Raw genomic sequence first — 22456 nt, 5'->3', positions numbered from 1 at the left:
GTGTGAAGCCCCGACCCGCCGGAACTACGACTGGTGGTAGTCCTCGGGAGTGCTGAGGATCCGCTCCGGCATGTCGTCGCGTTCCTCGCCGATCTCTGTCTCGGGCGCGAACTGCTTGAACATCTCGTCGCGAACGCGATCGACGTCTTCCTTCTTGAACCGGCGGAACCCCGATCCGGGCAACCGGATCGCGGTCAGCTGGCCACGCTGTTCGAGGTTGCGAACCGTGTTCTCGTGGACGCCGAGCTCGCGGGCGGTCTCCCGGACGTTCAAGACGTCCTTCTGCGGGAGTGCTCCCGCGTCGGCGTTCACCGCGGTGAACTCCTGGGTCTTGCTCACGATGGCTCCTTCATCTTGTTGACGAGTCCGACGAAGCGACACGTGGTGATGTCGCTTCCTCTCTTTGTCGTACCCGATGCATGGTGACCTTAGCGCCTTTGTCAACGTTAAAGACTTGTAGGACTTTGGTGACCTTGTAGACTTTGGCCGGTATGGGGCGTTTTGAACGTCTCGAAACCCACGAGCAGGAGGTAGCCAATGGCCACCAACCCCCGAAGGGACCCGGCAGGAAGGGCGCCGTGAAGCAGCGCTCGCAGTTCAAGACACCCAGCGGCAACTGGGCCAAGCGCGACACCGAGACGGGTCGCATCCTGGACCAGAAGGCCGACGGGACGCCCTTCAAGGGCGTCCGGCGCGAGAAGTAGCCAGCAACCGGCGGGGCGGGAGCTGCAACTTCCGCCCCGTCACTGAACTACGGCGACGGACTCTATCGCTCGCCGGGAAAGAGAGAACCCGATGGGATTCGAACTGGAGTACACGCTGAACGGTCGCCGCGTCTCGCAGCGCCAGTTCTTCGACGGCATGCAGCAGGAAGTTTGCGACGTGGCTGTCAAGGCCGCCACGGAACGCATCGAGTCGGTCCGGTGCCGGCAGCATGGCCAGCGAGCGCGAGCCACCCTGAAGAACCAGCGCGGAGATCGGCTCGAGTTCAGCATCACCGGATGCTGCGACCAGCTAATCGAGGCCGCTCAGCGAGCGGTGTAGCTAACTGCGGGCAGGAGCGGTCCGCCGCGCCTGCCCGCCGGGCCTCGCGGCCCCCGCTCGTGCTGCCACGTCCGAGAATGCCCTTTCCCGGACATGCTCCGCGAGTCGGCCACTAGGTGGCGCCTGCCGATCGCGGCGGACACCGACTGGATTCTCGGGACGTGTCCGAGCACCTATCGGCAATAGGACGCGGCGGTTGTGCCGGGAAGGCTGCAGTTGGACTCGCTTGCGGCCGCGCGCCGTCGGATGCGGTGTCAGATGTTCGGTAGGTCGTCCGACCCTCCTGGCGTGCTCGAAACCCGGACCTTTCCCCCGACGCGCGTCTCGCTCGGACGGCTGTGCCGTCTGCGATACGTGGGCAAGACGGCTGGCGCGCTGATCGTCGACGTCACTGGGCCGCAGCACGACCTCGAGTTTCTCGCCCGCGCCTGGTTCGTGTCGAGTGACGGAGAACGCCATGAAGCGTTCGCTCGCGGACCGCGCGCGAAGCCGGCGATCTACCACGCCGCCGCACTCCTCTTGACGGATCTCGCGGTGGCACGGCCCGACCTCCCCCACGACCATCGCGCGACCCGTTCGCAGCGGATCGCACATCGACGCTTCGTCGACGCCTGTCACGCCGCGCGGTCAGGTCACGCCATCGGCGGCCATTGATCTCGCACTTCCAAGCGCCTGCGCGCCAGCATCGTGAGGTTGTTGCGTTTGGCCTCGCGCGCGCGTACGCGCGCGCGCGACGTGCGCGCGCCCTCATGCGCGCGGGCATGAGCCCTCATACGCGCGCGGGATAGCTCGCCGCGCCGCCTCCCGCGGACCTTTCAGCCAGGTCCTACAACGAAAGGAGAACGTCCAGCCCACTGCATCGAAGAGGAGCCGACATGCACCCCGTTGCATTCGTCGATCCGCAGACGGTCTCTGCGGAGAAGGCGCCGACCTACAAGCAGCTCTACGTCATCGCCGCACTCCTGCGCGGCGGCGAACCGCCAAACCGCCAAGAGGCCTCCAAGCTCATCAACGACCTCGAGGCCTACCGCCTCCTTCGACTGGCCAACGACGATGACCAGTGACATCGCGCGGGACATCCTCGTCGACGGCCACCTCAACAGCGGACAAGCGGTCACCGTGAGGGTCAGCGCCCACGCCATCCAGCGCTACCGCGAACGCGTCCGAGAACTGCCCGAAGACCAGATCGCCGACGAGCTGAATCGGCTCTTCGCGCTGTGCCCGATCAAGCCCGGAAGCCCGACCTGGACCCCCGGCACCCAACGGCCACTCATGCACCTGGCCGTGGGCGGGACCGTGATGATCGCGCTGGACCCGGACCCCCTGGACCAATCCCGCCTGCTGGCCCGCACCACCCTCTGCACGGGCGCGTTCTCCCGACGAACATCGCGCAGCCGTCGACGCCGCACACGGTGAGCGACATCCGCGCGCCGCTGGCGTGCAGCGAACACGAGCACCCACGCTGTTTCCTGATCCTGGCTCGTAGGTCTCGCGACGGCGCAGGGGTGGTCGTTGCTTTGCCTGATGCCTAGCGGGGCCGCGCGCAATCCGCCCCGCCACGATCGCCGGCCCTTACGGGTCCGGCCCGCTGCGCTGATCGTGGCGGGTGCGTTCGCGTGCGGTCCCGCTACCGGCGGCTTCATCAACGACCACCCCGGCGCCACTCGAGGCGCGGGAGTCAGGAGAAGCCATGAAGCCCGTCACCCGCAACGAGCAGTTCACCGCCGCCTACAAGGCGATCGCCGACCGCCTGCACCGCCAGGTCCGCGGCCAGATGCCGTGGGCCTCGGAGGCGCTGATCGAGGAGGCCCTTGCCGACACGTGGCTGCTGGCGCTGACGCGCGAGCACGTCGACCTCACCTGCCACCCGCGTCTGTACGGCTGGCTGTCGATCACCGCTCGCCGGCGCGTCCTGGACGCGCACGCCCGCAGCGATCGCGACGCTCCGATCGGTGACGTGATCATCGACAACGGCGAGCCCAGCGCGCACGAGAAGGCCGTGGCGCGCGAGGAGCTCGCGGCGATGGCCGCGTCGCTGACCGAGCGTCAGCGCACGGTCCTGGGCCTGCTGGCCACCGGGCACAGCTACCGTGAGATCCAGGAGATCACCGGCGACAGCGCGCGCGCCGTCGAGCGTCTCTCCGTCGAGGGCCGCGCGCGAGCCCGGGCGTCCCGGCCGCGCTGAAGGCGACGCTCACGTCACGGTCCAGCAGCCGCGCCAGGGCGACCTCCCAGGGCACCCCGAGCGCAGCCGCCAGCGATCGCAGGTCCTCCGCGCGCGACCACGCAGCGACGACGTCGGCCGGCGGCGCGAGCGTGGTGCGCGCGGCTCGCGCGGCCAGCTCCTGGTCCCACAATGCGTCGGGCGGCCACGCCTGGGCCTGCGCGACCAGCGCGAGGACCCAGAGCGTGTCCGGGTCCTCCGCGCCGAGATCGCGGTGCTCGGCGGTTAGCCTGACCGCGTCACCGATGACGACCGCGCGCACGCGGCCCCTCCAAGAGATCAAGGTGTCCATACCCCTTCTAGGGCTGGACGACCTGGTTCTCTCCCCCTCGGCCCAGTACTAACGAACGTGTCAGGAAGTGCCATTTCGCTCGAAAACTCCTGCAGCTGAGCGCTTTCCGTGCCGGCGTTGGTCGCTGCGGTAAGCGGCCAGCCGCCAGCCGATTCCTCAGCAACCATCGCGACGCAGCCGCGGAGATCGTCAAAATGGCGCCTGGTGACACGTTCGTTAGCCCTGGGCCAAGACAAGCCACACTGGCAGAACGTGCCTCTCACGGTCGGCGAGACCAGTTCATGATCGCCGGCATGCATCACGAGAAGCTCGTCTTCTTCCCGAAGGACAACCCGGCCACCGCCGACGACGAAGGCGGCGGAATCAAGCCTTTCAACCACCAGCCCGACCGAGACTGGGACGCCGTCCGCAGCCAATCGGTCGCCGCGCTCAAGCGGCAGTGCTCCTATCGGCGCTACATCTACCACCCGGGTGCCGATGGGCCGTACCAGGGCTTCGACAACAGCGGATACATCGCGAGGATCTCGCTGCACCCGCGCGAGGAAGGAGGCTGTGCAGGCCAGTGAACCGAACTGCTTACCGTCTAGCGGCGGCCACCGCCGCATTCTCCAGCGTCTTCGTCGTCGCTGGCGGCATGGCCGAAACCTGGCTGCAGTTCTCGCTCGTCCTCTCGCTATCGGTGATCGGAGTCGCGTACGTGACGTGCCGGACGACTACTGCGGACGCGACGGCTGCCGTCACCTTGGGTGGCTTCGTCGGCTATCTGGTGATGCGAGCCGTGCCCGACATCGCCCCCGACGCCGACAGCGCAGCTCCGCTGAACGCCATCTTCACCGTCATTCTTCTCGGAATCGGGATAGCAATCGCCGCCGCGTTGCGTCGACGGCTGAACCCCTAGTCGAAATCGTCCTGCGACCGCCAGCAGTGACCACGGACAAATCAAGCGCGAGCGTCTCGGTTGCGAGTGTCGCCGCAGTGCTTCTGGCGCTGCTCTGGGTCCCGAGCGCCGCGCTCATCGCCGGCATCCAGTCCGAGCGCGACGACCTTCTCCAGGTGGTCGCCTGGGTCCAAGCCTGGCTCGCTATCGGCGGCCTAGTCGTAGCGCTTGTCGCGCTACGACGGGCAAAGCGCGGGGCAGCGCAGCGTGCGCGATCGGCCTTGACCGTCTTTGCCGGGATGTTCGCGGCCGGCTTTCTCACGGTGCTTCTCATCCACTGGTAGCCACCAACGAGGGACGACGCCCATCAGGTCCTCTCCCCTTCGGTGACCGCACCGGTGGCCGCAATCCTCCGGGTGGCGGTCTGATCTGCGGCTCGCGCCCGGCGTTCGGCCAGGTAGGTGTCCCCGGCCTGCATGACTGCTGTGAGGTCTGGGCGTTCCCAGTAGGGCTGCACCTTGCCCTTGGCCGGCAGGTCGCGGCCGTGCAGGTAGATCGCCTCGCCGCGGCCGAGCTGCTGGAGCGTCTGCGCCCGGGCCTTGTCGCGCTCGCGGTCGTACTGCTGCCGAGCCGTCCGCCCGAGCGGGCCCGACACGTCGTAGCTGGTCTCCACATGACGCTCCTCGTCGAGGAGGTCGACCAGGTAGTCGCGGGTCTGCTCGTCCTGCAACGGGCCCATGACGAGCTTGGCCAACGAGTTCCCCAGGACCTCGTCTGAGGCCTTGCCGTAGCGCTGCTCGATCTGCCCAAGCCCCTGCCACACCGTCGCCACCCGCACGCCCCACGAGCGGCACACCGACAGCAGCCCGGGGAGGTCCTCGATCGCCGCCAGCCGCCGCGTCTCGTCGAGCACCACGCGCAGCGTCGGGTCCAGCGGACCGTTGCGGTTGGCGTGCAGCTCGCACTCGCGGAACACCGCGGCGAGCAGCCCCGCGAACAGCGGGCGGGTGATCTCCTGCAGCGACTCCGGGGCGATCATGTACAGCGTCCCGCGGCCAGCGATCAGCTTCGCGGGATCGATGTCCGGACGGTCCAGGCGCTGCACCGTCGGATAGGTGAACCCGTCGAGCAGCTGCAGCGCGGTGAGCGTGGTCAGCGACCGCGCGCGGTCGTCGAGGTTCCACGTCTCCTGCACCGTCCGCGCCGCCGCCACCGCCCCGCGGCCACGGAGCAAGTCGACCGGTTCGGTGGATCGCGTCTGGATCCACATCAGGACGTCGGCCATCGGCCGTGCCTCGAGCGCCGCGGCGTGCAGCAGCGGGCCGATCAGCGTCGCCGCAGCGTGGCGGTAGAACCGCGCGCCGTCGGACTGGCTCTCCGACTCGCCCTCCGCTGCGGCCAGCCAGCGGCCCATGAGCTTCGCGTACTCCCACTCCTCACACCCAGCAAGCGGCGTCCACCCCGCGCCCCTCACCGAGAGTGCGTCCGGCGGCACCAAGGGCGCGTAGACCCAGACGGGTCCGCGGGCGAGGCGGGCGCCGAGCGTGAGCTTCAGCACGTCGGTCTTGCTGCTCGTCACGATCGCGGGACCGTCGTGCTCCAGCAACCACGTCACCACCGGACCGGACGTCTTGCCGGCGCCGGTAGGGGCGACCGTCAGCACATGCGTCTCGGCCTGCGTGCCGATCAGCCGACGATCCAGCCGGACCATCGTCCACGAATCCCCGTCGCCGGTACGGAGGTGCGCGAGATCCCGCGGCCGCGCCCACGATCGCGTCCGTACCCAACCGCGCGGGTCGTACGAGCGCAGGCCGATCCGAGCGCGGCCGCGCAACCCGTCCACGCTCAACCACACCCGCAGAACGACTGCGGCGGTGCCGACGGTCATCAGCGCGAACACCGCCCACCACCCCGCCGGGCCGGGCATCAGCCCGGCGACCTCGGGGGCGAACGCCCGGGCCGGATCCGCGAGCTCGCCAGGGAGACGGACCGCGCCCTCAAGCGTCGGCCACACCGCGGGCAGCTGGCCGGTCGCGACCCACGCGGGCCCGGCGCACATCACGTACGCCGCGGCGACCGCGACCGCCAACGCGGCGGCGATCACCAGCACCCCGGTCACAAGCGCGGTCTCGTCGTCCTGTCGTCTCATCGTCGTCCCTTCGTTGATCGTTGAGCTGCGGTCCAGCGATAGAGCGGCACGAAGCGCGCCCCGGAATCCCCGGAACGCGCAAGCCAACGGCGGTACCCACGCCGCGCCTGCCGCTCCGAGGCGGCCGTGACCTTCACGACCAGCCGACCGTCCGGCGCGACGTCGACGAGCTCGACCCGCACACCACCGCCCGTGAACGGGAGGTCCTGCAGCGCCGGCATCGCCTCCTGCGCGCGGCGCTCCTTGCGCGCCTGCTCAGGCGTGTACTGGTCCTGGCCGGCCGGGCTCGGCGCCTGCCGAATCACCGGTGCCGCCTCGATCACCGGCTGGCGCTCAGCGTCGTCGTCTGCGCAACCTGCGAAGGCCGCGGCGATCGCCGCGGCCACGGTGAGCGTTCGTCGGGTCATGTGCGGTCCTCCGTCGTGGTGCTCGAGCCGGGTGGGCGGGCGTAGCCGTACACGGGCCCGGGCCGGCCGGAGGCCTGCGCCTGAGCGGGGAAGAACGGGGCCTTGCGGGAGACGGCGCTGTCGCTGCCGTTGCCCTCGATCGTAGCGATCCGCCCGTCGGGGAACACCTGCTCGACGAGGCCGATGTGCACGCTGGCCGGGCACGTCGGCCCGGTGCCGTAGACGATCGCGTCACCAGGTGCCGGCGTCGCGTCCGGTCCGAGACGGCGGCCGCCGTTGGCGGCCGCCCAGCCGAGCACGTTCCCGGAGCACGGGATGATCGGGACGCGGACGCCGGCCCTCTGCCAGACCCAGGTCGTGAACGCCGAGCACCACGCGTAGCAGCCGGGGGCGTTGTACTTCGTGCAGTTGGAGCCGATCGGCCGCTCAAGCTCGCCGAGCTCGCCGCGCGCGATCTCGACGATCCGCGCCCCGACCTCCGAGCTGCCCCCGGCCGCCACGTCTTCCGATGCGGCGCAGCTGGTCAGCTGCATGCTCGGGTCGGCGCCGGCGACCGCTCCGGCGCCGAGCTCCCGGTACTCGCGGGCGCGGGCGAGGACCTCGTCGACGTACCACTGCGCGTGGTTGTAGGCGAACAGCGCCCTCTGCCAGCTCCCCGGCGCGCCGGAGGCGCTCAGGTAGTTCGCCGCTCCCGGGATCGCGTCCTGCGGGTCGTAGATGTTGCGGCGGCCGTCGCCGTTGCCGTCCACGCCGTACGCCGCCCACGTGGAGGCGATGAACTGCATGGGCCCGGCGGCGCCCGCGCTGTTGGTGCCGGACCGAACCCCGGGAGCGGGCTGCGGCCGTGGTCGGTCTCGATCGACCCCACCGCCGCCAAGGTCGCCCACTCCCCCAGCCTGTACTTCGCCGCGGCCTGCTGGTAGAGCGCCGCGTAGGTCGGCGGGATATCGCCAACCGCCCCGCCGGACTGCAGCGTGCGGAACGTCGCCCGCTGCCCTTCGACCGCTCCGGGGTCGACGCCTTGCGCGGCCGCGGCGGCGGCCAGGACGGGTGACATGCCCGCCGGTGTGCACGCGGTCGCCGACGGGACCGCCACGCCGAACAGGGCCATGAACGAGCCGAGCAGGATCAGCGCGGCGATCGCCACCGCAGCGGCGATGAGTCGGAACGGGATCATCCCTGCCTGCGCTGCTCGTGACGCCCCGCGTCCTTGCGATACGGCACCTGCTTCTCCCCGCCCCCAACGGGAGCGGCGGACTTGGCGGCCCGGGCGCGGTCCTTGGCCATCACCTTGCCGTCGGCCTGGTGGCGGCGAAGCTCCCGGTCGACCTTCGCCCGGGTGGCGAGCTGCTGCGCGGAGGACCCGTCGCGGTACTGCCGGGCACTGCTCCCCGCGAGCCCGGCGAGCTGCGGGTAGTTGCGGTACTCACGCCGACGTGCCGCCCCGTGCGGGGCGGCCCCGGGCTTGAGCTTGGCCTGCGCGCGGAGCCACGTGTTCGCCTTCTCGCGACGGACCGCCAGCGGCTCCTTCGCCAAGTCCCGGGCCCGATCGGATCGCGCCAGGCGTGCCTGCGAGGCCGCGGCGCGGCGCTGCAAGCTGACCTCGCGCTTGCGCAGTGCCTGCCGCTTGCGCGGGTCGCGCTCGGCCCCGCGGAGATCCCTGACGCGCGCCAGCTCGCCGCGGCGGCGAGCGAGCTGCGTGCGAGCCTGCTGCTCCTGCTCGCCGTCGAGCGTCTTGCGCTCGAGCAGCGCGTCGCGCTCGTCGAGCGTCGACCGGACCCGCCGCGCCCGGTCCGCCCGGGCCTGCCCCAGCGCATCCGAGCCCGCCGGAACCTCGACGCCCGCGTTTCCGGCCGCCTTCGGCGACGTGCCCGGAACGCCGAGCGCCGCGGCCACCGGCGCGGGGGCGCCAGCAGCGCCGACCGGCGGCGTGCGCGCATCCTCGGCGGTGCGATGCTCGTGTGCGCCCGGGGCGCGCAGGTGCGGGCCCATCGGACCGGCCAGCGCGGCGCCGAGCGCCCGCTGCCCCGGCACTGTCCCGGAGCCGTCCGCATTGCGGGTCCGGGCCTTGGCCTGCTTCTGCATCAGCCGGGCGTGCTGCATGCGCGGGTCGCGACGGTTCATCACCGCGCGCGCAGCGGATCGGACCGCCATGCCCGCGGCGAGGCGGGTGGCGATCGCGGCGCCGGCGTCGCGCTGGCGGCCGTTGCTGGCGAACCCCCACAGGGACTCGCGCTTGATGACCAGGACGACCAGGACGATCGCCAGTACCAGCCACTGGCCGATCGCGCCGGTGCCGACCTCCGCGGAGAACAGTCGCCAGATCACCAGCACCAGCGCGAGGAAGGCCGCGTGCTTGAACGCGGCCAGCAGGTCGCCGAGCAGCTCGCCGGCGTAGGAGACCACGCGCTCGGTCCCGGCCTTCCCGGCGGTGCTGAGCGCCACGACGAACAGCAACTGCACAGTGCGGACGACGACCATGATCTGCGCCGCCATCATCAGCACCGCGGTGACCGCGAGGATCACCCACAGGGGGACCATCGGGATCAAGACCAGCACCAGGCCGGTCATCCGGTCCCACGCCCCGGACTCGGTGCGAAAGCGGGCGTACTCGGCCATCGGGCCTTCGCACTTCTCGGTGTCCTCGGCGCCGCACATCACGCGCAGCAGGCTGTCCTCGTCGTTGATCGAGTTCCGCGCGCCGGCGTTCATCGGCCACGCCGTGAACAGCTCCAGGTTCGTGCGCGCCGCGGCGACGGCCTTGACCCGCTCCGGGTTGTTCTCGCCGGCCGCCCGCTTCACCGCGGCCGCGCGCAGCTCGGGTGAGAGGCGGTCAGGGTTGGTGCCGAAGTCGACGTCGCCGAACTGCAGGAGCGCCAGCGGCTGGTCGATCACGCTGCGCCCCATCGACCCCAGGCCCTCTGCGCGGCCCGTTCCCCGTTGGAGCCGTTGCCGGATGCGGCACCGATGACGGCGAGGCCGAGCTGCTGGCCAGAGGTCGCGACGCCGTTGATCGTCGCGACCGGGTTGTGCATGACCGCGAGACCGACCGCGCCCAAGACGGCCATGAGCGCCAGCTGCTGTAGCGCCTCGCCCTGCCGCTGGCGCTGCAGCGCAGTCCACATCAGCCACACCGCCCCGATCGGGGCCAGCAGCAACGCCAGCGGCCGGGTGATCGTGTCCGCGCCCCGGGAGAGCTCACGGGCCAGCCCGGTCTTGCCGGAGCCATCCAGCGGCTGGAACCCCAGGGCGAACTCGACCAGCCAGAAGCAGCCGCGGGTGATGAGGACCATGAGGCCCCAGCCGAACCGCAGCAGCTCCAGCAGCATCGCGATGAAGGTGTCGCCGGGCCGCGGCGCGCCGGTCCAGGACTTGGTGTCGACGTGGATGTCCCACGACCAGCGGTTGCCGACGGCCATCGTCGACGCCTGCCCGCCGACCGCGCAGTTGGCCGCCGCCTCGCGGCCCATCGGGACCTTGCACCACGGCGACTTCAACCCGTTCCCGGACAGCAGATCGTCCCCGCGTGCGCCGCGCACGACCCCCGATTGCAGGCTGCTCGAGCCACCGACCCCGATCCCCGCCGGGGCGCCCGTCCCGACCGTCCCGCTCGCCGACGTTCCACCGATCCCGGTGGTCGCCGGCGTCGGCGTGCTCACGGGCGAAGGGGGATCGGTCGCCGGACGTCGCTCCTGCGCGCCCACCGGTCCGGCCAAGGTCAGGGCCGTGGCGATCGCCACGGCCACCAGCACGATCCACCGGTCAGCGCGCATCGGTGGCTACCGCCTGACGCTGCGCGGCGCGCTTGAGCGGGTTGGTCTCCACACGCCGCCGAAAGCTGGCCGGGAGCGTGACTTGGATCGTCTCGATCTGCCCGCGGTGATCGCGCACGGTGGCCTGGCCGTCGTCGAGGCCGACCTGAGTCTGCAGTGTGTCGGGCTCCGGGTCGATCCCCAGGAGCTCGCACTGCTGACGAGCGTCAGCCTCGTCGACCGCGCGGAACGCCCACACCGCTCCGAACAGCGCGCCGACCGAGCCGCGCTCGAGGCCGACGTCGGCGGCGTACTGCGTGGCGATCACGGGGACGACCTGCTTGGAGCGGCCCAGGCGCTGCGCGCTGTCGATCATCCGCCGCCCGGCCGGATCGTCGAGGAGCAGCCGGGCTTCGTCGAAGCACATGAACTTCTGGCGGTCGGGGAACCTGCTCATCACGCCCATCCCCAACAGCGCGATGAGCTTCGTCAACGCTGCGCCCTGCCGCTCCAGCGGCTCGTACTCCGAGCGCGACACCCCGCGCGCCGGGACGGGGAGGTTCTCGGTGACCATGCAGGTGATCTGCCGATCCCCGATCGCCCGGACCGACCCGTCCAAGGGTGCGAACCCGAGCTGCGCGAGGCCGTTGGTCGCGTAGGTCTCGAGGTGCTCGACCAGAGCGATCGCCTCGTCTCCCCGCGGGCGCGCAGGGCGCGAAGGACGTGCGAGTTGGTCGGGCGTGCCTCGTGCTCGCGCACGGCGGCGACGGCCTGCTGCAGCTCGGTCTCCCAGACGGCCGGCGCGAGCCGTGGGAGCAGTGCGGTGAGGAAGTCGGTGGCGGCGTCCGAGCGGAGCTCCGGCGGCGCGTTGCGCCACGGGTCCAGCAGGCCGCGCAGATGGCGGTCGGCGCCGAGCGTGACGACGTCGACGCGGTCGCCGAGAGCGGGGTCGGATTGCCAGTGGTGGTCGTCCTGTTTGCCCGTGGAGTCGAAGACGATCGCCTCGTCCAGGGCGGCTTCCATCGCGAGCTTGCCGCCGGCGGTGGTCTTGCCGGCGCCGGAGTCGCCGACCATCAAGATCCCCGCGGCCCGGTTGAGCTTCGAGCCGTCGGCGGGGTTCCATCGCACGACGGTCGCCGAGGCGTTGCGGGTGTGGCCCCAGACCCAGCCGTCCCCGGCGCCGAGGCGGCGGGTGGCGGTCGGTGCGAATGCGCCGATCTGCTCGGCGCTCATCCGCCGGGTGAACCCGCGCACCCACGGGCGCTGGCCGGGCAGGCTCGCGAACCAGCCCTGCAGCTGCTGCGCGATCGGGACCCGCAGCCGCATCCCGTGCGCCGACCACGCCGTCTTCGCTTCCCGCACCCGCCGGCGCAGCTCCTCCCGCGACTCCGCGGCGACCGTGATCTGCAGCACGCCGGCGAAGAGCGGCTCGCCGGTGCCGAGGTAGCTCTCCGCGTCACGCGCGACCTGCGTGCGGTCGTGGGTCGCGTCGCTGACGCCGCGGGCGGCGAGGTGCTCCTCGTCCGCGGCCTCGTCGGCCTTCGCCATCTCCGCTCGCACCTGCGCCTGGGCCCGGGCCGGCGAGATGTACTGCGTGGAGAGGGTGACGTCGACGGGGAACGGCAGGCGGTCGCACGGCCGCCACATGACCTCGAGCGCCACGGAGGGGGCGAGGTCGTCGACCGGGAGTGTCTCGGCGACCAACGTGGTCTGCCAGGAGTTGCCCAGCTCGCCGACCACGTGGACCGCATCGCGGTAGCGGGTGATGTGCCCGGCCCACGCGAGCAGGTCCGCCGAGCACGGTGTCAGGCGCGAGCGTCCGCCCCGCTGGGCGAGCACGGCGCGCGGGTGGTGCAGGCCGTCGACGACCGGCTCCCCGAGCCCGCGCGTCGACGCGCGACGGACCAGCCACTCGACCTCGGCGAGATCCGCCGGCCGTGCGCCGCTCACGGCGCCGCGCACGCGGTCGAACAGCTCGTCGGCCAGCTCGTGATCGCGCTCGACCTCGGCGAGATCTCGGCCCGAAGCCAGCGAGACCTTGGAAAGCTTCGAGCGCCACCGGTCAAGACCGGAGCGCGGATCCTCGAGGAGCTCCGCGGCGACCTCGCCGCGCGCCCGTCGCGCCGGCGTCAGGGAGATCGCCACGAACGCCTCGGACGGCGCGAACGCCCCGGACAGCGACGCGGCCTGCTCGGCCCGGTACGCGGCCCGGGCGGCGCGCAGCTCGGGGTCCGTCGCGCCGCGCTCGGCGGCCTCGTCGAGATCCTCGTAGCGCTCGCCGTCCCACCAGCGCGCGACCCGCAGCAGCTGCAGGTCCGCCTCGACGTCGCGGGTCAGCGAGGCGATCTGCTCGACCAGGCCCAGCCGGTCGGTGACCTTCCGCAGCGCGTAGTTGCGCGTCGGCAGCCGGAAGACCGCCCACGGGTCGTCCATGCCTCTCGCGTAGACGACATTGCCCGACACCCACGTCAGCGGCTGCACCCTGCCTCACTCCCTCGATCGACCGTGATCCGCACGGTCTGGCCCGCATCCACGACGACCGTCTGGCCGCCCTGACCACCCGCGCGCACCACGAGCTCGTCGCCGGTGCGCGTCACCTCCCCAGCGATCCGCACGCGGCCCGGGCCGCGATAGCGGATCTCCTCGCCGCCGGGGCTTCCGTCGCCCAGCAGCGGCAGATCCTCAGCGGTCCACGTGCCCTCAAGCCCGCCGCCGGCTCCCAGCCCAGTGACAGCGCGGCGAGACCGCCGCGCCCAAGATCGCCGGGAGGAACTCGTGCATCCGCAATCCGTTGGGCTTCACCGCGGCAGCCGCGGTGAACGATCCGACGACGGCGGGCATCCACAGCCACCACGAGATCTCGCCCACGAGCCAGCTGGCCGGCGGCACCTGACGCAGGAACCAGGCCGACGCGAGCCCGGCGACCAGGTACAGGACCATCGTCTGCGACACGCCGCGGCGGCCCAGCGACACGTCGTCGCCGAGCCGGTACCAGCGCGGATCCGCGCCCCACAACCTGTCGAAGTTGACGACCTGCACCCGAACCCCGGGCTCCGCGTCGACCGACACCTACGCCACCCGCCCCGCAGCCAGCGCGGCCGACAGGTCGGCCGGCTTCGGGACGTGCACGGAGCCGGTGGTGCCGGTCCCGCCGAGGTCCTTGCCGGTGTCCTCCGCGGCGTTGTAGAGCTTGCCGCTGATCGCCATCGAGGCGAGGATCGCCATGAGCACCGCGAACCCCAGCGTCTTCACGCTGGTCTGCGCCCACGCCACCCCGATCGCCACGATCAGCCCGATCCCCACCAGCACCGTCGCGACCGTCTTCACGGTCCCGTTGGTGTTCTTGGCGATGTCACCGAACCCGCCCGACGCACCCACGCCGACCGGCTTGTCGCCGGCGGCCCGACCGGTCTCCCCGCCCCAGCCCGACCCGGTCACCATCCCGCCGGAGCTCTGCTGAGCCGACGCGACCACCGGGGCGGCCGCACTCGCCGCGAAGACGAGCACGACCACCATCGCCAGCAGCCGCGCCACCTCCCGCGGCATCCCTGAACTGAACATCGTCTGTACCTCCTGTCCCGCGCGCCTAGCCGGCCGCGGGGTCGTTGTGAATGCCCGCGACGAACCAGCGACCTCGCTGCTCCACCCCGAGCTCGTAGCCGAGCGTCAACGACGCCCCGTGCCGGTCGGAGGCGACCACCGTCGCCATCACCGCCCGGCCACGCTCGCTCCACCGCACCGACAGCACGCGGTCCAGTCGCAACGCGACCGACGGCAAGCTGACCCGGGCACTCGGCGCGAGATCCGCGCGCAAGTTCCCGCCATCGCCCGCCAGGAAGTTCCTCAACGCGCGCTCGCTGATCGCGCGCACCTCATCCGGCGCCTCATCGCCCCGGTCGGCCAGATCGACCGCCTCACCGGACGAGGGGCCCCGACGATCGCCGGATACCCGACGATCCGCGGACCGTCCTCGGTCCGGCGCACGGTGACCGCGAGGTACATCGGGCCGTCGGTGTCCGTGTCAGCCTCCACGACGTACCGCCGACCAAGCGACGTCTCGAGGTCCTGCACGATCCGCGTGCCCCGCACCCGCCGGCGACCGTCCGCCGGGACGCTCATCGACGCGGCCCCGACCGGGCCATCCCCCGTGATCGCCCGCAGCGTGTCCTCCCGCGGCTGGGGCGCCGCGGCGTCGTAGCCCAGGAACGCGTCCGTGAACCGCTCCGCCAGAGCCGCCGACGTCGGATCAGCCAGACGGCCGACCGGACGCTCGACGACGACCGCCCGCGGCGGATCCACCGCCCGCCACACCCCAAATCCTCCGAGCGCGACCAGGACCACGCTCAGCAGCACCCGGTTGTACGACTCCCGCCACCGCAACCGGCGCACCGACACCCGACGCTTCATCACACGCCCCCCACGACCCTCAGCGCCACGAGCACGACCAGCGCGACCGCGGCCGCCACCTCGGCGACGCGACGAACCGCAAACGGCGGCCGCGGGCGGTCCACCCCCACGGCCGGCCGCGCCACCCGCACCGCAGCCGGCTCCGCCGTCCGGGCGCGGAACCGAGCGACAGCCTCGTTCAGCTCGCCCACGCTCACGGCGTCCTCACCCCAAACGCCGCATCCGCGCCCGAGCCCGACGACGGGGCCCGGTACGCCGGCGCCCGATACACCGGCACCGCCGGCGCGCCGACCGCAGGCCGCGCCGGTGCAGGCACCACCGCGCGACGCACCGCCACCGGCCGCTTCGCCCGGACCCGCTTCTTTGCCGCAGGCCGCGGCGACGTCGGCCGTTTCCGAGGACGCGGCGCCGCCGTCACCGTCACCGTCCGCGTCACCGGCGCCGGGGTCGCCGTCGGCACGGGGACCGCCGACGCCGACGCCGACGAGCGCTCGCCACCCAGCGACGGGATGACCAACGCCGCCACCGCCACAGCGGCCACCCCGAGCCCGGCCGCCACCGCCACCCGAGGCGCGGCGACCCGCCGACCGGCTCCACCTTCGTCGGACGGCATGGGGCCGGCCCCAGGCTGCGCGGCCCCGACTCCGCCTCGACGACAAGCGGCGCACGCCGGGGCACCGGCGCCTCCTCCACCGCTGACGCGAACAACGGCTCCGCCGTCATCGGCGCCGTGCCCTCCGCCTCGACGTCCGCTTCGCGGTCGACCGGCTCCCCGTCGCCTCGACGCCACGCCGCCAACACCCGCGGACCCAGCTCCGGCGAATGCCGCCGAGGACCCGGCGGCTTCAGCTCAAGCTCCGGCGCAGCCCGCGAATCCCCAGCCGCATCCTCATCTCCGAACAGCAGCGCGTCCTCAGCCGCAACGTCCAGCTCGTCGTCGTAGGCGTCCATGACACCTAACCCCGACACCAAACCCCCACAGGTCCCAGCCCAGAAGACCTGGCGCGTCCGCGCTGCTCTCGCCCGCGCTTCTGGCCAAGCTCTGACCGGATCAGCCATCCTGGTGCCCGCCCCGCCCAGGCCGACCGATGTGGCCATCAGGTGAGGGCGTGGCCGATACCCCTAGCCGCTAACGCGGCGCACCATGTGCCGCGGTACGCCGGGGAGTTGACGATCTACTGACCGCCGGAGGTCAGTGTCAGTTGCATCGTCTGCTCATAGGGGCGCAAGAGCGAACGCTCATGCGACCGGCGCCGGACTACGTGAAGCGCGCTTTGACTACCGCGGCTTCCGTGCGCCTCCATAGCGACGAACATCGGATCGGCTGCGCAGACTCGGGCCCCAGCCTGGTTCAGAGTCCGACGCCTAGCGGCGTCGGTCGCAGCATGGACGCCGAGCGCGTGGCACTGCTCAAGCGTGAGCGGAACCCACACGTGCTCGAGATCTGGGTCGCCGCCGCCGAAGTAGTCGCGGTACGGCACGCGGGGGAGACCCGAACAGGAGCCACATCGCCATCGCCGTTCCGCGCAGCTGCTGAGCCTTGCTCCAGTCGAAGCGTCGTAGCTCGCTCTGCGCCAACCGGTCGGCGTAGCGCCGGTTGAAAACCCAGGTGACCGTCTCGCCACGAGTAGCGCCGAAACGGCGCCCTGCGTCCTTCGGTGACAGCGACCCGGGGAGGTCGAACGCCTGGCGGATGGCTTCGTCGACGTAGAGATCGCTGAGCAGGCGGCTCAGGGAGAGACCATCTGCCGCCTCACCCGTAGCGATGTTGAAGCCGGGAAGAGCGACCTCTGCACGGTAGAGATCGAGAAGCGCCCCCACGACTCGCTTCGTGTTCCCGCCGCCCATCCCCTTGTCGGCGCCCCAAATCGTGCGGGCCAGCTCCCCGATCGTGCTGCTCCCCGTGCCGTCTTCCGGGAGCCCGTCGTTCACGAAGATGGTCACGAGAGCCATCCACGTCTTGACGTGGAGCTCGCCGAACTCGGCACCGACGACCCGGGCGGTTGAGCGCAAGACCTCGCGAGAATCGATGACCAGGCTCCCCGACGGACCGTCACCCATCAGCTGCGCGCTCGAGGAAGCAGCATCCTCGTCCATCCACCCTCGATGACCCCTCCGGGCTGGCCATCAACGTTCGCTGCGCGGTGTGCGACACGCGAGCAACTTAAGGACGTCCCCGGACGCTCCTACGGGATCCGTGAGCAAACCGCCACCTCTCCGTGAGCAAGCCGCCACTCTCCGAACGCGCCAGCTTTAGGAGAGCAAAGCGCCACCCTCCAGCGGGCCCACGCTCGTGCGACCTTGTGAGCAAACCGCCACCCTCAAGCTCCGACGGGCTGATCGTGAGCAAAGGACCACCCTCGGCTCGCGGTCGCTCAAGGCGAGGTCGACCGACTGCGAATCGGACGTTCTACGCCGAGCCCCGGTTGACCGTTCGCGTCGCTCGGGCGGGCTGGCGTGAGCAAACCGCCACCCTTTCGTGAGCAAACCGCCACCCTGCCCCTCATCAAGGCCGACCGTGAGCAAAGGGACCACCCTCGTAGATCGAACCTGTCGATCGAGGTTTCGCGAGGAAATCTCGGTTCTAACGAGAGCCCGTGAGCAAGAAGCCACCCCTCGCCGGCGGGCTGGCGTGAGCAAACCGCCACCCTTTCGTGAGCAAACCGCCACCCCTGCCCCCTCATCAAGGCCGACCGTGAGCAAAGGACCACCCTCGACGCGGCGTTCTCCGGTCCGCAGAACGTGAGCTAAACGCCACCCTCGCGGGAGCCCGGCGCCACCTCTCACTGAGCAAAACGCCAGTCTGGGCAGCGGGCACGCTGCCTCGCAGGGTCGCGGGCGATGCCCGCAGCTGCGCCCCCGCGACCGATCAGCGATCCTGCCCGTGAGCGAGGTCTCAAGCGGGCTCGGGGCTCGACGTGCGTGCCGTTGGAGCGCACCGATCTGCCGGCGCCGGTGCCGCCGCTGGTGCTGTTGGTGCTCCTGACCCGGCAGCGGCAGGAGCTCGTCGACGTCGGCGAGATCTCGCGCCGGCAGCTCTACGACGTCCGCACGTTCAAGAGCGTCTTGGTGGTGCTCGAGCAGCTGCGGAGGCTCGCCGCGGTAGAGAAGTCCGGGACGTTCGCCACGAGCATGGGGCAGCTCGTCGCCGGCCAGGCCAAGAACCGCCCGGGCTGGAAGATGGACGGTGAGCGGTTCACGGACCGCGATCGCCACCAGTCCCGGATGCGGGAGTGGCTCGACGTCTTGGAGGAGTGCGGCGTCCCGCGCTGGCGCGCGGGCCTGAACCTTGAGGAGGAGCCCGCCCGGACCGAGATCCGTCTACGACCGGCCCCGGACGTCTCCCCGACGAGCTCGACCAGGCCAGGCAGCGCTTGCGCGCGTGGAAGCGCCGTTACGGCCGTGCGCTGAACACCGGCTCCTCCACCGGGGTCAAGGGCGCAGCCCGCCGCGGGAAGCCGCTGAGCGCCGAGCAGGCCGCCGATCGGGGCCGGGCCCGCTGCACCAAGAAGGCGCTCGCATCTCGTGAGCGCCTCTCAACAGTTCCAGCACCCCTTCGGGGCTTCGACTACGTCTCAGAACAGCCGTCCCTCGGCTGCGCCTCGGGACACGCTTAGGGATCGCAGCTCAAACGCACCGAAGATCAGTGACGCTTGCGGAACAACCACAGGCGTGATGCGCGCGCATGCACCCGGAGATTCGTCATGCAGCCGTCCTGCGGCCTCCGATGAAGGCGCACCTCTCGTGGCCGCACTCGAGCCCAGTGGGAACAGCCTCATCGAAGCAAGGAGGTTCGGGCCGCTCCGGGTGCCCGCAGGGGCCTCAGACGGCCCGCACGGGGCCGTTCCGGGCGATCTGCAGGCCTCCGGCGCCCGGGTCGACCTCGCGGCACTCCTGGAGCGCGTACGAGCCCGAGAAGAGGCCCTCGCGGAGAGCCACGGCATGCTCGCCGACGCCATCCGACGCCGCGCGCTGCAGCTCGCCGAGTGGCCCGCCAATCGCCAGGGTCCGCTAGCGCGGCTCAAGGAGGCGTGGGCCGCGGCGATAGCCGGCCCGCTCGCCCTCGCCCAGGCCCCAGGCCCAGCGCCGGCGGCGGCCGCGAATCCCGAGGACCTAGATCGCCTGCAGCGCGCACGCCGCCGCTACGCCGACCACGCCGGGCACCGGCCCGAGCACCTCCCCCGAGCACCCGCTCGCCGCGCTCCTGGCGCTCACCGCCGCCAGCGCCGCGGCCGGAACCCCGGCCGGGCGCACGCTCAGGGCGCGATCTGGGCCCTCGACCGGCTCACCAAGCGCATGCGGGCCAAGGCCGCCGCCCACGACCCGCAGCACGACGCCAAGGCCCGAGCCCGGGCCACGCGCCGCCAGACCCAGCGCGCCACGGCGCCAGCAGGCCGGATCGCGTTCCGCCTCGATCAGCCGTGGCCGACATGGATCAAGCTGGATGACAACGGCGCCCCGCTGTTCGTCGACGGCACCCCGTAGATCGACGAGGACTGGGCACCCCCAGCCTGGAACGACCAACGGCGTCTCTGGATCCGCGACGCCCACCTCACTGGCCGCAGGCTCGACGTCGGGACCGACGGCCGCCTGCAGATGGACTACCGCGCCCGGATCGACCCCTTCGACGTCTCCGAATGGGAACAGCGCCGCCGCGACGGCATCACGCCCGACCTCCACTTCGTCACCCGCACCAAGATCGAGCTCGACACCGCCCGAGCGATCCCCGCAGACCGCCGCGCCAAGATCCCTCGAGGACCTCGAACGCGCACGCGCCGCACGCCGCGACCAGGACCGTGACCGCTTCCGCGACCAGCTCGGCGGGACGTGACGACGACCCGCGGGCCCGTGGCCGCCTGTCACGGACCGAGTTCGGTCAAGAGCTGGCCGACCGCCAACTCCAACGGCTGCGCGATCCCGCGCTCGAGGTTGTCGACGACATACCAGCGAAACCGCAGGCTCGCCTCCTCCCCCGCGAGCGTCCGCGCGCTCTGCTCGAAGACCAACAGCAGGTCGAGGCTCTCGGTGATCGTCGCCCATTCAGCGTCGGAAATGCATCGCATGACCTACACCCGACACGCGCTCAATCGGATCTGACCCCTGTGGCGCAACGCCGCACCAGGAGCCACCTGAACGACGATGAGGCCGACGCGCATCTCGAGCACCAAAGCCGGTCGGAGGACCCGGAGCCCGGTCACCAGGCGAATCGCTCACGTTGACGGACGTGCTCCCGCCGCACTCGCGCGCTCAATCCGCCACGCCACCTTCACCGGCCCACGGGCCGGCCGCCCTTCTTACTGCGCTAGCCCAGAGTCCGGAAGGTGGGCGCGTGTTCGAGCCCGCTCCGCACGTCGGCTCCGCGCGCCCGTCGTCCGAGGCTCACCGTCTGGCACCAGGACCGGGCCCCACAAACCGAAGGAGCCCGACATGCCCGATAAGCCTCCACACCGCGCCAGCGCAGCGTTTCCCGCCACCCCCGCCCGGCAGGCCGGGCGCAGCATCCCGCAGCCCCGAGCTCACCAGCGCCCAGGCCTCCGGGCTCATCCGCGAGCTGAAGGCCGACCGCGCTGGCGCGACCTTCCCACCGGCCGCGACCTCACCAGGCCCACCGCACTGGCGACAGCCCTGGACCGACGACGAGGCGCCCAGCTGGGATCACCCCGGTCGCGACGACGCTCCCTGCGGCGACGGCAAGCGCACCGTCCTCGCCAGCTACGAGCTCGACGGCCACGACCGCCAGATCGTCGGCCAGACCACCCACGGCAACAAGCGCCGCATCTGGGACCAGGGCCTCACCGGCCCCGACACCACCCTCATCGCCAGCAACTACCGCGGCCGAAGCCTCACCGAACTCCGGGCGCCTCATCGACGCTAATCGAGCGCGCCCCAGCACTATGCGCAGACCGGGCCAGCTCCCCGCCTCGCTGACCGACGCAGGCCGTGTGGTTAGTGGGGATCAGCGGCGCTGCGACTGCGGCACCACGCGGACCAGCGGCGATCGGAGTAAGGGAACAGGTGCGCGACCTCGTCGACCTCAACGATCGAACCGCAGTCGTCCTCCCACCAGTCCGCTCACCGGAACAGCAGCGCGCATCCTCCCGCCGCCGCGATCTCGTCGCCTTCCGTCAGCGCGGAACGCCTGCACGCCGACGTCCTCGCCGCGGCAATGCCGCTCCGCGATCGCCACTGCCGCGTCATCCGCCAGCGCCGCTGGCGGAATCGATATCCGCGCCAGGACGCTCGGTCGATGATCGAGCGGACCAGCGGGGTCAGCACGGGCTCGGCGATTCGTCGACGCCCTCACACGCCGTAACGGATCCCGAACAGCACGGCCGACCAGCCACGCCAATGCCCCAGCAGAACGTCGCGGAACGTCATCAGGCTCCGACCTGCCCCTGAGCATCACGCCGTTGACCAGCGCGATCGCCATGATCACCACGCCGCCGACGCAAGCAGCTTCTCGCCGACGAGGTAGGAGCACCACGCCAACAGCGGCGAGCACGTGAGCAGCAAGCCGTCATCGCTTCACCCTCGCCGTCTTGGTCACAGACTTGGTCCCGCTCGATCGCGACCACCCGGACCGTCACGCGCGTACTCCGTCGTCCGCACGCCGAGGTCGAGCGAGAGCTTGCGCGCGAAGGGCCTGATCAGCGGCGTCACCAATTGCTTACCCAGCTGCAGCCGCACCCTCGCCCGGCCAGAGCGCTCACTGTGCGTACCGCGGAACCCGGATCGTCACCCGACCGTCCTGCGCCCGCCGCGGGGACACCGACGAGAACCGCACCGCCGGCTGCGCCGGCCGTGGCGTCGGGGCCGGGCCGCTGAGGGCGTCGGAGTTGGAGCGGGCGTCGGAGCGCAGAGGGCTGCTGTCGGCGCCGGCGCGCCGCGGGAGTCGGCGAGGGCCTGGCGACTGCGTGGCCATGGACGTACCCGTCGCGGCTCACCGTCTCCCGCCGCCGTAGAGTTGCCCGCGAGGACCTGGAGCGATCGCTCGGAAACCGGAAAACTGGGGCCGAACCTGGCCACCACCCTGTCCGCCGGCGACGCGACCCACGGGCCGCCGTCGACCTGACCCTGGTAACAACGTGTCGATCCTGCCCCAAAGCATCCTCGCCCGAGGCCTGCGGACGCAGCTGGACGCCCTCGTAAGCGACCCTCCGAAAAAGTGCCCAACGCCGCCGCCGGCGCCGTCCGGTCACGCCGCACAATCACGTCGGTCGTCGCGCCCTCGTTCCCGCCCGCCGGTCAGACTCCACCTGCACGGGCCGAGGTGCCTGGCAACGACGGCACGCTCAACATCTGCG

27 protein-coding genes are annotated in these 22456 nt (G+C 71.4%); 12 read left to right on the top strand and 15 right to left on the bottom strand.

The features are described 5' to 3' along the window. Positions 1-24 precede the first annotated feature (24 nt). The gene (locus GKE82_RS25840) at positions 25-339 is read right to left on the bottom strand and encodes a helix-turn-helix domain-containing protein (RefSeq protein ID WP_196189477.1); all 315 of its coding nucleotides are present in this window, start codon (positions 337-339) and stop codon (positions 25-27) included. A gap of 239 nt (positions 340-578) precedes the next feature. Here GKE82_RS25840 and GKE82_RS30290 point away from each other — a divergent pair, with 239 nt between their 5' ends. From GKE82_RS30290 to GKE82_RS25810, 6 genes are all read left to right on the top strand, one after another. Then, positions 579-704 (top strand): hypothetical protein, encoded by a 126-nt coding sequence (locus GKE82_RS30290; protein WP_255451181.1) that lies wholly within the window; start codon positions 579-581, stop codon positions 702-704. A 91-nt stretch (positions 705-795) separates the two neighbouring features. Next, positions 796-1044, top strand: a complete 249-nt coding sequence (locus GKE82_RS25830) for a hypothetical protein (protein ID WP_154735769.1) — start codon at positions 796-798, stop codon at positions 1042-1044. A gap of 288 nt (positions 1045-1332) precedes the next feature. Then, the gene (locus GKE82_RS25825; protein WP_154735768.1) at positions 1333-1698 is read left to right on the top strand and encodes a hypothetical protein; all 366 of its coding nucleotides are present in this window, start codon (positions 1333-1335) and stop codon (positions 1696-1698) included. A 221-nt stretch (positions 1699-1919) separates the two neighbouring features. Beyond that, positions 1920-2108: a hypothetical protein gene (locus GKE82_RS25820; RefSeq protein ID WP_154735767.1), complete on the top strand. Its 189-nt coding sequence runs from the start codon at positions 1920-1922 to the stop codon at positions 2106-2108. Beyond that, positions 2098-2460 carry a hypothetical protein gene (locus GKE82_RS25815; protein WP_154735766.1) on the top strand — a complete coding sequence of 121 codons (363 nt, stop codon included), beginning with the start codon at positions 2098-2100 and terminating at the stop codon, positions 2458-2460. Before GKE82_RS25820 ends, GKE82_RS25815 begins: the two co-directional genes overlap by 11 nt. A 274-nt stretch (positions 2461-2734) precedes the next feature. Then, positions 2735-3229: an RNA polymerase sigma factor gene (locus tag GKE82_RS25810; RefSeq protein ID WP_154735765.1), complete on the top strand. Its 495-nt coding sequence runs from the start codon at positions 2735-2737 to the stop codon at positions 3227-3229. Here the strand turns inward: GKE82_RS25810 and GKE82_RS25805 are convergent. Continuing rightward, the gene (locus GKE82_RS25805; protein WP_196189476.1) at positions 3150-3560 is read right to left on the bottom strand and encodes a hypothetical protein; all 411 of its coding nucleotides are present in this window, start codon (positions 3558-3560) and stop codon (positions 3150-3152) included. The genes GKE82_RS25810 and GKE82_RS25805 overlap by 80 nt on opposite strands. Before the next feature lie 293 nt (positions 3561-3853). Here GKE82_RS25805 and GKE82_RS25800 point away from each other — a divergent pair, with 293 nt between their 5' ends. The 3 genes from GKE82_RS25800 (at position 3854) to GKE82_RS25790 (ending at position 4781) form a co-directional block, all read left to right on the top strand. Further along, entirely contained in the window at positions 3854-4126 is a 273-nt protein-coding gene (locus GKE82_RS25800; RefSeq protein WP_154735763.1) for a hypothetical protein, read from the top strand. 68 nt (positions 4127-4194) lie between these two features. Beyond that, positions 4195-4458, top strand: a complete 264-nt coding sequence (locus GKE82_RS25795; RefSeq protein ID WP_154735762.1) for a hypothetical protein — start codon at positions 4195-4197, stop codon at positions 4456-4458. A 77-nt stretch (positions 4459-4535) separates the two neighbouring features. Continuing rightward, positions 4536-4781, top strand: a complete 246-nt coding sequence (locus GKE82_RS25790; protein WP_154735761.1) for a hypothetical protein — start codon at positions 4536-4538, stop codon at positions 4779-4781. Between the two features lie 23 nt (positions 4782-4804). Here the strand turns inward: GKE82_RS25790 and GKE82_RS25785 are convergent, their stop codons facing one another. The 12 genes from GKE82_RS25785 to GKE82_RS25720 all read right to left on the bottom strand — a co-directional run bounded on the left by GKE82_RS25785 (position 4805) and on the right by GKE82_RS25720 (position 17249). Beyond that, positions 4805-6586, bottom strand: coding sequence for a type IV secretory system conjugative DNA transfer family protein (locus GKE82_RS25785; RefSeq protein WP_154735760.1), 1782 nt, complete (start codon positions 6584-6586; stop codon positions 4805-4807). Continuing rightward, complete coding sequence (locus tag GKE82_RS25780) at positions 6583-6972, bottom strand: hypothetical protein (protein WP_154735759.1); 390 nt, start codon at positions 6970-6972, stop codon at positions 6583-6585. Before GKE82_RS25780 ends, GKE82_RS25785 begins: the two co-directional genes overlap by 4 nt. A gap of 17 nt (positions 6973-6989) precedes the next feature. Next, the gene (locus GKE82_RS30285) at positions 6990-7880 is read right to left on the bottom strand and encodes a lytic murein transglycosylase (RefSeq protein WP_309233847.1); all 891 of its coding nucleotides are present in this window, start codon (positions 7878-7880) and stop codon (positions 6990-6992) included. 286 nt (positions 7881-8166) lie between these two features. After that, positions 8167-9888, bottom strand: a complete 1722-nt coding sequence (locus GKE82_RS25765) for a hypothetical protein (RefSeq protein WP_154735758.1) — start codon at positions 9886-9888, stop codon at positions 8167-8169. Beyond that, positions 9885-10652: a hypothetical protein gene (locus GKE82_RS25760; RefSeq protein ID WP_154735757.1), complete on the bottom strand. Its 768-nt coding sequence runs from the start codon at positions 10650-10652 to the stop codon at positions 9885-9887. Before GKE82_RS25760 ends, GKE82_RS25765 begins: the two co-directional genes overlap by 4 nt. Before the next feature lie 103 nt (positions 10653-10755). Beyond that, positions 10756-11868, bottom strand: coding sequence for an ATP-binding protein (locus GKE82_RS31815; protein WP_375337068.1), 1113 nt, complete (start codon positions 11866-11868; stop codon positions 10756-10758). A gap of 1577 nt (positions 11869-13445) precedes the next feature. Further along, positions 13446-13814, bottom strand: a complete 369-nt coding sequence (locus GKE82_RS25745; protein WP_154735754.1) for a hypothetical protein — start codon at positions 13812-13814, stop codon at positions 13446-13448. Beyond that, positions 13815-14291, bottom strand: a complete 477-nt coding sequence (locus GKE82_RS25740) for a hypothetical protein (RefSeq protein ID WP_154735753.1) — start codon at positions 14289-14291, stop codon at positions 13815-13817. It abuts the gene before it with no gap. A 40-nt stretch (positions 14292-14331) separates the two neighbouring features. Then, the gene (locus GKE82_RS25735; protein ID WP_154735752.1) at positions 14332-14616 is read right to left on the bottom strand and encodes a hypothetical protein; all 285 of its coding nucleotides are present in this window, start codon (positions 14614-14616) and stop codon (positions 14332-14334) included. Next, positions 14589-15152 carry a hypothetical protein gene (locus GKE82_RS25730; protein ID WP_154735751.1) on the bottom strand — a complete coding sequence of 188 codons (564 nt, stop codon included), beginning with the start codon at positions 15150-15152 and terminating at the stop codon, positions 14589-14591. The genes GKE82_RS25735 and GKE82_RS25730 overlap by 28 nt, the downstream gene beginning before the upstream one ends. Then, the gene (locus GKE82_RS25725) at positions 15152-15343 is read right to left on the bottom strand and encodes a hypothetical protein (protein WP_154735750.1); all 192 of its coding nucleotides are present in this window, start codon (positions 15341-15343) and stop codon (positions 15152-15154) included. Before GKE82_RS25725 ends, GKE82_RS25730 begins: the two co-directional genes overlap by 1 nt. Positions 15344-16562: 1219 nt before the next feature. Next, positions 16563-17249 carry a hypothetical protein gene (locus tag GKE82_RS25720; RefSeq protein ID WP_154735749.1) on the bottom strand — a complete coding sequence of 229 codons (687 nt, stop codon included), beginning with the start codon at positions 17247-17249 and terminating at the stop codon, positions 16563-16565. Between the two features lie 831 nt (positions 17250-18080). Here GKE82_RS25720 and GKE82_RS25715 point away from each other — a divergent pair. The 3 genes from GKE82_RS25715 (at position 18081) to GKE82_RS25705 (ending at position 19952) form a co-directional block, all read left to right on the top strand. Beyond that, complete coding sequence (locus GKE82_RS25715; protein ID WP_154735748.1) at positions 18081-18563, top strand: hypothetical protein; 483 nt, start codon at positions 18081-18083, stop codon at positions 18561-18563. A gap of 531 nt (positions 18564-19094) precedes the next feature. Continuing rightward, positions 19095-19637, top strand: a complete 543-nt coding sequence (locus tag GKE82_RS25710) for a hypothetical protein (RefSeq protein ID WP_154735747.1) — start codon at positions 19095-19097, stop codon at positions 19635-19637. 111 nt (positions 19638-19748) lie between these two features. Beyond that, positions 19749-19952, top strand: a complete 204-nt coding sequence (locus tag GKE82_RS25705) for a hypothetical protein (RefSeq protein ID WP_154735746.1) — start codon at positions 19749-19751, stop codon at positions 19950-19952. A gap of 59 nt (positions 19953-20011) precedes the next feature. Here GKE82_RS25705 and GKE82_RS25700 read toward each other — a convergent pair whose 3' ends face one another. After that, positions 20012-20215 carry a hypothetical protein gene (locus tag GKE82_RS25700; RefSeq protein ID WP_154735745.1) on the bottom strand — a complete coding sequence of 68 codons (204 nt, stop codon included), beginning with the start codon at positions 20213-20215 and terminating at the stop codon, positions 20012-20014. Positions 20216-22456 lie beyond the last annotated feature (2241 nt).

Source organism: Conexibacter sp. W3-3-2, from assembly GCF_009707605.1.
Taxonomy (GTDB): Bacteria; Actinomycetota; Thermoleophilia; order Solirubrobacterales; family Solirubrobacteraceae; genus Paraconexibacter; species Paraconexibacter algicola.
Note: the sequence above shows the minus strand (reverse complement) of the source record. Positions and strands in the feature narration are given on the sequence as shown.